This window comes from Chitinophaga sp. G7 BAM 1005 (genome assembly GCF_057126945.1).
In genome coordinates this window covers 6,950,941-6,964,191 of sequence record NZ_CP181478.1, presented here as the reverse complement: position 1 = coordinate 6,964,191, position 13,251 = coordinate 6,950,941, and the positions used below count along the sequence as shown (strand labels likewise).

Annotated in this window: 10 protein-coding genes; 5 read left to right on the top strand and 5 right to left on the bottom strand. The window is 42.5% G+C overall.

Annotated features, from left to right (window positions below; all coding sequences use genetic code 11):
* Positions 1–459 precede the first annotated feature (459 nt).
* Positions 460–696: a FeoA family protein gene (locus tag ACMXI2_RS28140; RefSeq protein WP_079471780.1), complete on the bottom strand. Its 237-nt coding sequence runs from the start codon at positions 694–696 to the stop codon at positions 460–462.
* A gap of 164 nt (positions 697–860) precedes the next feature.
* On the opposite strand from ACMXI2_RS28140, the gene ybeY reads away from it, so the two are divergent.
* Positions 861–1,295 carry an rRNA maturation RNase YbeY gene (ybeY, locus tag ACMXI2_RS28135; RefSeq protein ID WP_483779209.1) on the top strand — a complete coding sequence of 145 codons (435 nt, stop codon included), beginning with the start codon at positions 861–863 and terminating at the stop codon, positions 1,293–1,295.
* A 128-nt stretch (positions 1,296–1,423) separates the two neighbouring features.
* On the opposite strand, the gene ACMXI2_RS28130 is transcribed toward ybeY, so the two are convergent.
* Positions 1,424–2,632, bottom strand: coding sequence for an IS256 family transposase (locus tag ACMXI2_RS28130; RefSeq protein ID WP_483782419.1), 1,209 nt, complete (start codon positions 2,630–2,632; stop codon positions 1,424–1,426).
* A 1,168-nt stretch (positions 2,633–3,800) separates the two neighbouring features.
* Between ACMXI2_RS28130 and mnmG the strand changes: the two genes are divergently transcribed.
* The 4 genes from mnmG (at position 3,801) to ACMXI2_RS28110 (ending at position 8,478) form a co-directional block, all read left to right on the top strand.
* Positions 3,801–5,669, top strand: a complete 1,869-nt coding sequence (gene mnmG / locus ACMXI2_RS28125) for a tRNA uridine-5-carboxymethylaminomethyl(34) synthesis enzyme MnmG (RefSeq protein ID WP_483779208.1) — start codon at positions 3,801–3,803, stop codon at positions 5,667–5,669.
* Positions 5,670–6,025: 356 nt separating this feature from the next.
* A complete protein-coding gene (locus ACMXI2_RS28120) occupies positions 6,026–6,613 on the top strand; it encodes an RNA polymerase sigma factor (RefSeq protein ID WP_483779207.1) in 588 nt (195 codons plus the stop codon).
* Positions 6,606–7,955, top strand: a complete 1,350-nt coding sequence (locus tag ACMXI2_RS28115; protein WP_483779206.1) for an outer membrane beta-barrel protein — start codon at positions 6,606–6,608, stop codon at positions 7,953–7,955. Before ACMXI2_RS28120 ends, ACMXI2_RS28115 begins: the two co-directional genes overlap by 8 nt.
* Positions 7,956–8,064: 109 nt before the next feature.
* On the top strand, positions 8,065–8,478 hold the full coding sequence (locus ACMXI2_RS28110) for a hypothetical protein (RefSeq protein ID WP_483779205.1): 414 nt from the start codon (positions 8,065–8,067) through the stop codon (positions 8,476–8,478).
* Positions 8,479–8,481: 3 nt separating this feature from the next.
* On the opposite strand, the gene cls is transcribed toward ACMXI2_RS28110, so the two are convergent.
* The 3 genes from cls to ACMXI2_RS28095 all read right to left on the bottom strand — a co-directional run bounded on the left by cls (position 8,482) and on the right by ACMXI2_RS28095 (position 13,213).
* Positions 8,482–9,960 carry a cardiolipin synthase gene (gene cls / locus ACMXI2_RS28105; RefSeq protein WP_483779204.1) on the bottom strand — a complete coding sequence of 493 codons (1,479 nt, stop codon included), beginning with the start codon at positions 9,958–9,960 and terminating at the stop codon, positions 8,482–8,484.
* Positions 9,961–9,999: 39 nt separating this feature from the next.
* Positions 10,000–10,884 (bottom strand): carotenoid biosynthesis protein, encoded by an 885-nt coding sequence (locus tag ACMXI2_RS28100; RefSeq protein WP_483779203.1) that lies wholly within the window; start codon positions 10,882–10,884, stop codon positions 10,000–10,002.
* A gap of 181 nt (positions 10,885–11,065) precedes the next feature.
* Complete coding sequence (locus ACMXI2_RS28095; protein WP_483779202.1) at positions 11,066–13,213, bottom strand: alpha-galactosidase; 2,148 nt, start codon at positions 13,211–13,213, stop codon at positions 11,066–11,068.
* Positions 13,214–13,251 lie beyond the last annotated feature (38 nt).

Here is a 13,251-nt window from a genome sequence, read left to right as displayed (position 1 = left end):
GATAAATGTAGACGTGTGTTAAGTTGTAAGCGCCTTGTCAATGCGCTGAGATTTACATTTTCTTAGATTCTGTAGGGGAACGCCGGAAAAATTTATAGAAACGCATTAAGAATACGTTCATTTTTTTGATATCTAAAGCGGAATTTGTTGTAAAGTGGATGTTGGAAGAAGATTTTATAGGAAGATTTGGCGACAGGAAATAGGGGAAAGGAGAGGAAAAGAGAAAATTTATTAATAAATCAGTGGTAAAATCAGTGGACGAATGCTCCTGGAAGTATGAAAAAGGATGGCTTTGGAGAATTGGTTGATAAGTGAGGTGATCCTGTCAAAATTTCTTTTGAAGGATAGGAGAATTCCGAAAATGTGTGGAAAAGTGGGGCTAAAAGTGTGTTTTTTGGAAAAAACGCTCTTTTTTTATAAAATTTTCTTGGTTTTTTTGGGATAAAAAATAGAGGAAAACTAAATTTCCTCTACCCAAATATGATCTGCTTCTGTTTTTCTAAGCGACAAGTTATAACCAGCCACCATAATTGAAATTGGATCTCCTAAGGGAGCAATTTTTTCAATTTTTACTGTTTCACCTGGTACGCAGCCCATTTCCATCAGTTTAATATGAAGATCGTCTTTCGCAAATTCTATAATTACCGCACTTTTTCCTGTTGAGAGGGACGATAATTTTATAATGCCTTTTTTCATTTCCTGCTTGTTAATCTGTTTAAACTTTGTACCAGTACAATGGGGGTGCATACTTATGAATGATAAGCAAAGTTACCTCTGTATGGGCAATATGCAAAAAGAAAGGTCATCCAATCCAAAATTTCACTTTACTTTTACATCCACATAAAATTTTTTGATTATAGATGGCTATTCAGTTTACATTGCATGAGGTGAAGGATTATTTAAAGGAAAAGAGGAGATTGAAATTGTTTTTAAGCGATCTTTTTTCTGCGGAAGGACAGGGTTTACGGAGTTTACTTTATGTTTTCTGTTCGGATGCTTACCTGCTGGATATTAATAAGCAGTTTTTGCAACACGATACGTACACGGATATAGTGACTTTTGAGATGGGGGAGGATCCGGCTGTTACGGAAGGTGAGATATATATTAGCGTGGATAGGGTGTTAGAAAATGCAGATAAATTTAAGGTGCCAGTATCACAGGAGCTGCATAGGGTTATCTTTCACGGCGCGTTACATCTATGTGGCTTCAAGGACAAAAGTAAAAAGGATGCCGTTCTGATGAGAAGTAAGGAAGATGAGTACCTGGTAAAGTATTTTGGTAGTAAGATAGCCTGAGGATGTTCCACGTGGAACATTTCTTTTTTAGGGATAGTTGATTTAAGAGACGGGGGTGATAACAGGGCTGAATTTATATCCGGGGTAATAGGGAGTGTTAAGATAACTGTGTAAACTGTATATCCTGTTCATAGCTGTAAGTTGCATCGGTCTTGACCAAAAATATTTATAAACTGTATTAACATAATGGGCCAGTCTCTTTGAGGCATGGTCCATTTTTTTTGAGCTTGCATCAGGCTGAGATAGACCACTTTTTCGACGGCTTGGTCCCCAGGCAAAATGCTCCTGGCCTTGGTGTATTTTCGGATTCCCCGATTCACGTTTTCGATCAGATTAGTCGTATAAATGATCTTACGGATCTGTAAAGGGAAGTCAAAAAAGGTCGAGAGATGGTCCCAGTTGCTGCGCCAGGATTTGACTATGTAGGGATACTTAGAGCCCCATTGGTCTTCAAAATGCTGTAATTCTGTCAATGCTATATCAGCATCGGGAGCACTGTATATCTGGCGTAAAGCAATGGCAGCGTCCCTCTTGTCTTTCCAAACAACAAATTTTAATGAGTTTCTTAATTGATGAACTATGCAGATTTGAGTTTTTGTCTGAGGGTACACAGATTTAATCGCTTCCACAAAACCCTTTAGATTATCAGTACTGGTGATCAAAATATCTTCAACTCCACGGGCCTTCAGATTAGTCAATACATTCATCCAGAAAGCAGCACTTTCATTCTGGCAAATCCACATCCCCAGCACCTCTTTATAACCACTGTTGTTAAGGCCTATAGCTATCTGAACGGCCTTATCTATCACCTTGCCATCCTGACGTACCTTGAATATTATTGCGTCCATCCAGACAATCATATACACCCGTTCCAGCCTTCTGTTCTTCCATTGCTCAATATGATCGATTACCCGGTCTGTGATGTGAGAGATAGTTGCCTCACTCATTTCTACTCCATATAGCTGCCGAACGTGACTTTCAATATCACGAACTGTCATGCCATGAGTATATAAACTCAAGACATTATCTTCTATTTCAGCCATTACCCGACTTCGCTTCGGTACTAACTGAGGTTCAAAGCTGCCATCTCTGTCTCTTGGAACTTCTAAGGGAATTTCACCCAGATTGGACTTGACTTTTTTCTTGCCGTAACCATTTCGGCTGTTGACGTGCTCGACTCCTTCAGGAGCATGTTTTTCATAACCAAGATGTTCGTCCATTTCGGCTTTAAGCATCTCCTGGATGCCCAGGCGGTACATTTCATGGAAAAGATCGGAGAGATCTTTACTGGATTTAATTTTGCCGCTTTTTAAACGGTTGGCCAGTTCTTCTTCAATGGCCTGCTGTAGCTTGTCTATAAGATAACTGATTAGTTTAAAGGTAAGATTTTAATTAGAGACTACTGTAAGCTGCTACAGCAGCCTCTACATATTATCTTTGGCCTTTACACAGTTATCTTAACACTCCTGGGTAATAGTATATCCGGGGTAATAGTATTGTTACATCTCGCATACATCTCGCATACTTATCCGGTACTTAGGACTCGTGTATGCGTCGTATTCCCTATATAGTTTCTATACGGTCCTTATATAGTTCCCATACACTCCCCATACATTCCTCATACACTCATGATACACTCATGATACACTTCTCATACACTCCCAATACACTCTGTCTCCTATATAACTTAATTATGCGCCTCCTTTAATTGCTGCAGTTTTCTTTCCAAATATGCAATTTTGGCTGTTTTATACTTTTCCTGGTAGGTTTTCAAATCAACCGGATTAAACTCTTGTTTCTGACTTAGCATCTTTTAATAAATGATGGCAATTTTGTTGGCCGTAGCCACAAGAGCATATTTATGACTTGTGGCTTTTATAGAGCGTATTTTTATGAGGAGAAAAAATAGGCTTAGGGTGCAGTTTCCGGATGCCACCAGGTATTTATAATGCAGAGACATAGAGAAACTGAAGGATTTTTCGGTCTTACTGTTAGAGGAAGTGAAAATCTCCAAAGAGGTGCCATCTGTTGTAAGCCGGGAGCAATTTCTATTCAGGGAGTTTGGGTCTCTTCATAACAGAAAAGAACAGACGTCAGAATAGTGATTATTATCAATTTATTTCCATGAAAGAAACTACTTCAGGAAAACGACTTGTAGGAAAGTTAGGGGAGGGAATAAATTTATGGAAGGAAGGAATCAAATTTACCACAATATTTCTTGGCGTTAAGTATGAGTTTTTAGAAGAAGCCTGGTTCATATGAGCATGATATCCTGAAATTTCGGGAATCCATTTGGATCAGGACGGGGTATCAGATGAGGAAGTCATACTGGCATTTATAATAAATGTTCCACGTGGAACATTCACTCTCCGGAGAGCAGTATATGCGACCGTTGCAAAAGCCGAGACACTTAAATCTTTCTTACCGATGTTCCACGTGGAACATTCCACATTGGCAACCACATTCTCCTTTCTTCTACGTAATTTTGCACTTTCTAAAGTTATTATGTTTCCATCATACGATATCATTGTTGTAGGCGCAGGACATGCTGGTTGTGAGGCCGCTGCCGCTGCTGCCAATATGGGGTCCAAAGTTTTATTGGTAACCATGAATATGCAAACCATAGCTCAAATGAGCTGTAACCCGGCTATGGGTGGCATTGCCAAAGGACAAATTGTAAGAGAGATCGATGCCCTCGGAGGATATTCCGGAATAGTAACGGATCAATCTATGATCCAGTTCCGTATGCTCAACCGTTCAAAAGGTCCTGCAATGTGGAGCCCCCGTACACAGAATGACCGCATGCTTTTCGCTGCAAAATGGAGGGAAGCACTGGAAAAAACACCGAATGTGGACTTCTACCAGGATATGGTAAAAGGTCTTTTAGTGAAGGATGGAAGATGCCACGGTGTTATCACCGGATTAGGGCATGAAATTCAGGCGAAGGCGGTGGTACTCACCAACGGAACATTCCTCAACGGTGTAATTCATATCGGGGATAAACAATTTGGCGGCGGCAGGGTAGCAGAGAAGGCTGCTACCGGGATTACTGAACAACTCGTTTCCCTGGGTTTTGAAAGCGACCGTTTGAAAACAGGCACACCTCCGCGTATTGATGGAAGGAGCCTCGATTATTCCAAAATGGAGGAACAGAAAGGGGATGAAGAAATTGTAGGATTCTCTTACCTGGATGTCGAAAAAATTAAACCGGCGCAACAAAGGAGTTGCTGGATCACTTATACCAGTGATGCTGTGCATGAAATGCTGCGTACAGGTTTCGACAGATCGCCCATGTTCCAGGGACGTATTCAGGGAACAGGCCCCCGGTACTGCCCAAGCATTGAAGATAAAATTAACCGCTTCGCGGAAAGAGAACGCCACCAGTTATTTGTAGAACCGGAAGGTTGGGACACCGTGGAAATATATGTAAACGGGTTCTCTACCTCTTTGCCGGAAGATGTGCAAATGAAAGCACTTCGCCTGGTACCAGGATTTGAAAACTGCCGGATGTTCCGCCCCGGATATGCCATTGAATACGATTTCTTTCCGCCAACACAGCTCCAGTTTTCCCTGGAAACAAAGCAGGTTCAAAACCTCTTCTTTGCAGGCCAGATTAACGGCACTACCGGATACGAGGAAGCTGCATGCCAGGGTATTATGGCGGGGATAAATGCACACCTGAAGGCCCGGGAAGAGGCGCCTTTCATATTGAAAAGGAGTGAAGCATATATTGGAGTGCTGATTGATGATTTGATCAATAAAGGTACCGAAGAGCCATACCGCATGTTTACCTCCAGGGCAGAATTCAGAACTCTGTTACGCCAGGACAATGCTGATCTCCGCTTAACAGAAAGGAGCTATAAAATGGGATTGGCATCTGAAGAAAGAATGCAGAAAGTGCAGGAAAAAAGACAAGGCGTTGAACAGATAAAACGTATCCTGAAAGAATTATCAATAGAACCAGATGAAATCGGCGGACTACTGGCAGAGAAATCCTCCGCTCCGTTAATGCAGAAACAGAAAGCACATCAGATTTTGTTACGCCCGGGACTCGACATTTTTGCCATGAAAGACCATGTGGAAAAAATAGGACAGGCACTCTCAGGATTTAGTAAGGATATCCTGGAACAGGCAGAAATCCAGATTAAGTATGATGTATACATTGAAAAAGAAAATGAACTGGTTCAGAAAATGAGTCAATTGGAAGATCTCGTAATACCTTCCAATTTCGATTATGCTAAACTGGTTTCGTTGTCAAATGAAGCAAGACAGAAATTTAATAAAATCCGTCCTCATACTTTAGGTCAGGCAAGTCGTATAAGTGGAGTTAATCCAAGTGATGTACAAATCCTGATGGTTTATATGGGACGATAGAAAATAAAAAGGTTTTATAAAAGCGGGCAAAGTTGTTTTTACAATTTGCTCGCTTTTTATTTTTAACGGGCACAAACAAAAAAAAATGGCAAAAATGACCGAAAATCGACCTTCAGAAACGGGGTAAATTTTAATCATCTCTATTGAGGCGGATATAAGTGTTAAAAAAGGGCAAGAGGGGATAAAAGAGGCTGAAAATGCGTTTTTTGAGGAAAAGTTTATTTTTGTAGCGAAAGCAACCTTTTTCTATTTCCAACCGTATCTATCTTCAGTTTGGAGTTTTATTTAAACAATCATTTCCCGATAAGAAAATAATAACGCACCTAATACCAAAATAAGCAGGCAAGAATATTTTTGTGCACGAGCTGAATAATATTAATGAACTGATTGCCGGTTGCTGCAGAAAAGAACGCAGCAGTCAGGAAGCGTTATACCGGAATTTTTTCGGATATGGACTCAGCATTTGTTTGCGATATGCACAAAACAGAGATGAGGCAGTTGAAATCATGAATGACGGATTCCTTAAAATATTCCAACACATTGAAACATTCGATACCTCCCGGCAATTTAAAACATGGCTGGCAAAAATTATGGTAAATACCTCCATCGATTTTTTAAGAGGTAAAAAGAAACTGGTTTTTACTGATGATATCAACCAGGTACCAGAACCAGGAACAGATGAAAAAATAATTGATAAACTATCCTATGATGAATTGCTAAAGCATGTTCAGGCTTTGCCTCCGGCTTACAGAACTGTTTTCAACCTGTACGTGATGGAAGGTTTCCAGCACCAGGAAATAGCAGGTATGTTGCGAATCTCAGAAGGAACTTCCAAATCAAATTTATTCAAAGCAAAGAAAATACTGAAAGACAGAATTATTAAAGCATCCATGAGTACTACTGATGGAATAGACATAAATATGCCCTTATACAAAAATGAATGACGCATTTGAAAATAGTATCCGTAACAAGCTGAATGAAGCTGATATTCCTTTTGACCAGGATGCCTGGAAAAAAATGGAATCAAAGCTGGATGCAGGCGATAATAATAAACGCCCGCCCGGCTGGTGGTGGCTGTTATTATTGCCCGTTCTGGGCGGCTTAGGCTGGTGGATCATGCAACCATCAGCTACGGATAAAGCTGTTTCACGTGCAACTCTAGCTTCCCCGCAGGAACAGCATGCCGTTATAACTGACGGACAGCGCCTCGCCGCTCCGGATAGTAATGCGGTTCATTTGCGGGAAATAACAACTTCTACAAAAACTAAAACACAGCAGGGAAATAACGTATCCTCAAGAAAACAGCTGCCTGATACGAATACCGCAACAGGAAATTCCTCCCAACAGCAAACGGTAAGCTCATCAGGAATTCATCTGCCAAAAACAAATGCGACAGCCGTAAACACCGGCCGCCAGCAAACCTCTTCGACAGCAGGTACCTATCTGCCGAAGGCAAATAAAACAATAGATCAATATATACCGGAAAAAAGAACGATACCAGATATTCCTGCTGAATCAGGAAAAGAAACGGATAATAACGAAGGCATACTCCCTCCCGTAAAACACGCCGTCTTCGATTTGCTGAAAACAAAGAACGCTAATAACTTTAACGTATATACGAAAATAGGAATGCCCGGTGAAATACCGGTAAACAATGAGATACAGCCGGATCAGGACAAAAAAGTTGTACGACGAAAGATTAATTCAAAAGGACTTTATGTCGGTGTAACATTTGGACCAGATCTGAATGTTGCACCTTCGTTTAATTATGGAAATATCGGTTTTAATGCCGGCGTACTGGCGCACTATTATTTTAACAGGCATTGGTTTGTTACAAGTGGAGTGGTATACAGTAAAAAGTTATACGGCGCTACGAGCAGCGATTATAAAAATCCCAACTACACCAATCCGTATGATCTTGTGAAAGTGAATGCAAATTGTGATGTGCTTGATATACCGGTGAATATAAATTATACCTTCTTACAGGTAAAAAATAATACGGTGAGTGCCACACTGGGTATTTCCAACTATATTATGCTGAAAGAAAAATATCAGTATATCTACAAGTACTCTCCTGAAAAGGAAAGAACGGTGGAAAATGAAAACCAGCACTATCTCGCCATCCTGAATGTAGGCGCCCTTTACCAGCATCCCGCGGGAAGAAGGTTAATTGTTGGGGTACAACCGTATGCAAAAATTCCCCTGCATGGGGTAGGATTGGGACAGGTGAAGCTGTACTCTGCCGGCTTATCACTGCAGTTAAACCTGGTAGGAAAAAAACGCTGATCAATCCTGTAAACAAACATTCCCCTGCTTTGTTATCTTCATGATATAATGCCTGCTGCTTTATGTGGCAAGGCATTTTCTGCTTTTCTATTCAATAAAAGGTTTGATTATGAGCAACAAGAAAAATAAAATCAACAAAGAAGACCAGCAACTGCCCAAAAAAGAGGAAGATCAATTTCCGGGATACCCGGAATATCCTGCCAGCGAAGATATCATGAACAAAAAGAACCGGGATAAAGAAGTAGACCTGGATATCAACGAGGTAACCGGCTCTTTCCGCAGAAACAGTGAATTACCGCCGGATAAAAAGAAGTCCAGGGAAAATGATGAACAGGAAGAAACCTGGCGCCAGGATAAAGTAGGAGATGACCTTGATATTCCAGGTGCAGAACTGGACGATGAAGCAGAAGCCATTGGGGAGGAAGATGAGGAAAACAATATTTACAGCATAGGAGGCGACAGGCACGAAGATCTGGAAGAAGACAATGGTGAGTTCCTCGACCAGGAAGAAGACAAAGATTAGGGCTTATAACAGCGGAGTAAGAAGACGACACACAGCGTCCATAAACTTTTTTACAAGATTGCGCCTGTTCCAGCGGGTTTCCTGTACAGGAACGGAATATAAAAGGTCGTCTTCAAACACTTTATTCAAGCGGGTAGCCACCTCATTGTCATAGATCAAAGCGCCTATTTCACAATTCAGGTAAAAGCTACGGTTGTCGAAATTAACGGAGCTTACCCAGGCAAGATTATCGTCTATCACCATCGTTTTTGCATGGATAAAACCGTGGGTATAGAAAAATATCCTTACCCCAGCCGCCAATAATGGTTTCAGGTAGGAGAGTGCCGCATGTTGTACAATATAGGAATCACCTTTCAGCGGAAGTATCAGCTGTACGTCTTTACCGGCCAGCGCCGCCATTTGCAAGGCTGTGAGCAGCTCTTCTGTAGGAATAAAATAAGGGTTAGTAATCCTGATCCTTCTCTTGGCAATGTTTATAGCCATGAGAATACTTTGCATAGCCACCGGCCATTCTGAATCGGGACCGCTTGCAACAATATCCACAAAACAGGTACCCGTCAGATCAGACCGGCGAAAGAACGGTTCTGCAAAAGGGAATACTTCTTTGCTGCAATAACGGTAGCTCATCAGAAACTGCAGCTGCAGGATGTTCACCGCATCGCCTTCAATTTTCAGATGGGTGTCCCGCCAGAAAACAGGATGCTTGCCATTGTTGATGTATCGTTCATCGAGATTGATGCCACCAACAAAACCAACCGTGCCATCTACCACAATAATTTTACGGTGATTCCTATAATTGGCATTCAGATAAAAATCTACCAGTACGGGGGAAAAAGGGTATACGCTGGCGCCATGTGCTTTTAATCGTTCTGGAATATCCCCGATCCGGTCGCTGCCCATATCATCGTATAGGAAGCGCACCTGTACACCCTGGTTTAATTTTTCGATCAGGATGTTTGTTACTTCATTGCCTACATCATCTGCTGAAATCATGTAGTATTCGATATGAATATGGTGTTTCGCTGCACGCAGGGCACTGAAAACCGCCGGGAATTTTTCTTCCCCGTTAATCAGTAGTTGTACACGGTTATTTTTACTGAGGATAGACTGCCTGGTATTGAGCAGCATGGCAGAAATCTCCTGTTTATTTCCTGCCAGTCGCCGCAGTTCTACCTGCATTTGTTCTATCAGCGGTTTCTGGGACTCCCAGTACCTGGAAAATAACACCTCATCTTTACTGCCTTTCAGGGTAAACCGTCTTCTTTTGCGCAAATCACGTCCCAGGTAGTAGTAAACAATCAAACCAACCACCGGAATAAATATCAGCACCAGGATATAACCAATAGCTTTTACCGGGTTGCGGTTTTCAAGCAGAATAGTGGCAATCAAACCAATAAAAATAAGGATCAGTAAGACAATACTGCCTATTTTGATATAAATATGCCATTCAGCACCTGTTAGATAACCGATCAGTGTTGTCACCAGTAATAGTTATTTAAGCTGTAAAACAAGGTATTAATATTAACATGTTTTCGTTAAAATAGTTACGGGCCGTTTTTTTACCAGCATTGGCAAGTGGATCAGTATACCGATTGTTGCATTTAACAGGGAGAAAGCTGTCATCCATCTATTTTCCAGGAATAACCCACCCAGGAATAACCAAACCAGGAAATACACGTGGAACCATAATGGCACAATCCACGCTGCCAGCGGAAAATAATGATCGCTGATTTTATTTCTCCTGGCAAAGCCGGTTGCTACCATTAGCGCCAGTAGTATTATTAATACAACGAGCCGATGCATGCTGCTGACGCCAAATGCCTGTTTCAGTAAATCGGCCAATGGGAACAAGGATATCCACAGGGCTGCCTGTGAAAGGATAATGGAAAGTAAAGGCAACACTGCTTTCCATATCCGGTTAACTGCCACTTTTTCCAGCAACCGGCCAAAGAGCGAATAAAAAAAGACTACCAGCAGCCAGCCATAAAAATTAGCATATGGCACGCCAAACCACTGCCCCGTAAGTGTTTCTGAAGGGTAACCCCTGCCCACCCAATCCCAGTGCCACATATGCAGGCGATACGCCACTACATCCATACTTCCATCAATGTTCAAAGCCAGCAGGCTGTCCAACGCCGCAGCGGCCCATACCGGCAGTCCAAAATTGTCTGTAAATAAACGCGACGAATAAATAATAACTGCCCAGCCAGAGCCAATACAAAACGGAATATTATGAGGCGCCTTACCCAACATAAGCCAGAACTGCCCATATACATAACCGCTGCTGGTGGCAACGTTCACATATTCCAACAGTAATCCGAAACATAACGCCCCCAGCAACCACGCAATGTTCGCTGTACCCTTTTTAAGGGCATGCCAGCCACAAATAAGCAGTAGGGCGTACATACAGATCTCCGTTAGCGGAAAGCAGTATCGGGGTGCATCACCGTAAGGCATATTGGCGAAAGGAAGCATATCCCTGTAGTTTGAAGTACTGAAGATAATAAATCAGCTGCGATTCATTTTTCTCAAAAGAAAATGGGCTGTTTCCATTATTGTTGGAAACAGCCCATTTAATATACTGTACTTATTCGGCTGTTATTTCGAGGATATTACTGCTTAGTGATCTGCCATTGCCGGGCACCAGCTGAATACCTTCTTTCATCAGGAAGTCGCCACTGTAGAGCGTATCAAAGTGATAAGAAGAACGTATTCCGGGGAAGAGATTTATTTCGTTGATGCGATAACGTTTTTGAGGATCCAGGCCCTGTAGTTTCACCATTGCGAATATGTCGTTTTTGGCGATGTTCATCTGGTAGCTGAAAACGATGCTTTTCTGCTGATCGTTGCTGGTATACTGGAATACGGCCCTGTTTTCTTTATAGGGAGAAATAAGCCTGTAGAGGTTACCATACCACACTATATCACTGATACGCTTATACGTAGTTACGGCATCGCGACTGAACTGTAATTCTTTCTCTGTAAAATCATCCACCTTGATATCGTATCCCAGTTTGCCCATCATGGCTACATCGGTGCGGAATTTCAGGGATTGGTTTCCCCAGTTGGTAACATGCGCTGCTATTGTATTGGCCGGGAAGAAGTGTGAATATCCGTATTGGATATAAATTCTTTCCAGTCCGTCGGTGTTGTCGCTGGGCCAGAATTCCGTAAAATATTTCAGGGCGCCATAATCTGTGCGGCCGCCACCACCGGAGCAAAGCATGATCGGCAGGTGAGGATATTTCGCTCTTACCCTGTCGAGTACTTTATATAAGCTGCGGGTATAATCAATAAAAAGGTGCGATTGTTTTTCTTTCAGATGAGGAGAATAGGTGTTAGTTAGCATCCGGTTACAATCCCATTTGATATAGGCGATGCCTGGGTTTTCGGACATGGTTTTGTCTACCACATCATACACGAAATCCTGTACAGCCGGGTTGGTAAGGTCCAGCACCATCTGGTTGCGGTAGTAGTTTTCCGCGCGGTTTGGCAGGCGAAGTACCCAATCCGGATGTTTGGTATACAATTCACTTTGTGGATTTACCATTTCCGGTTCCAGCCATATGCCGAATTTGATGTTTTGTTTTTCTGCTTCCTGTACGAGGTATCCTAATCCGTGCGGAAGCTTGGTGGTATTGTGCTCCCAGTCGCCCAGGCCTGCGTTGTCGGCATTACGGGGAAATTTATTGGCAAACCAGCCGTCGTCGAGCAAGAACAGATCTACGCCCAGTTTTTTAGCACCGCCGAAAAGACTGGTCAGCCGTTGTTCGTTGAAGTCCATCCCGGTTGCCTCCCAGTTGTTGAGCAGGGTTAAGCGTGGGGTATGTCCATCGAGGATACCGTAGTTGAGCGCCCAGTGGTGAAAGTTCCGGCTGGCCTGTCCTGTTCCTTTGGCCGACAGGGTGAAGATGAATGCCGGCGTGGTAAAAACTTCATTGGGTTTTAGCGTATAGTCGCTCGCGTAAGGATTGATCCCGGAATTAACGTGCAGGGTATTATGTTCATCTAATTCAAAACCAAATTTGAAATTTCCTGTCCAGGCCAATGTTCCGGCCAGCACTTCACCGTTCTCTTCTTCTGCAGGATGATTCAATGACAGCAGGAACAGGGGGGACTGCAGCATGTTGGCTCTTACTCCCAGTTTACTGTCGAGGATCTTCATCCCGGTGGTAAGATATTGTTCCTGCATACCGGCTTCTTTTGCCCAATCGCCGTGGAATTGCGTTAGCCAGTATTTATCTGCTTTCAGGTGAAGCATAGAAGAGGCGTATGTGGTTAGTTGTACCGGCTTTTTCTCGTTATGCTTTACTTCTGTCCATGCTTTGATAATATCTTCTTTGTAATATGCTTCAAAATGGAGGATAACGGTTACCGGGTATACGGGATCTTTTAGTGTAATGGAAGTAGCAGTAATATCGTCGTTTGTTTTTACCGAAGCATGGGTATTGTACTTTAGCTCCAGCGAAGGGTTTCCGTCGTTGTGAACGATGCGGATAGCCGGGTCCAGCAGGCTTTCCATTCCTGCGGTTACATAGGCTTCCTGTTTTCCCTGTGCCAGGGTGTCGGCGGCGGTTGGCTGTAATTGTTGCCCGAAGTATTGTTGTATTAACCGGCCTTCGTGGTTAATGCCATATAGGAGGCTGATGTTGCGGGTGGCAATACGAATATTTTTCTCTTGTGCAGATGCCCAATAGGTTAACAATATAAAGCTTATGCAAAGCAGTTTTTTCATGCTAATATATTTACTACGAAGAATAAGCGTACAAAATA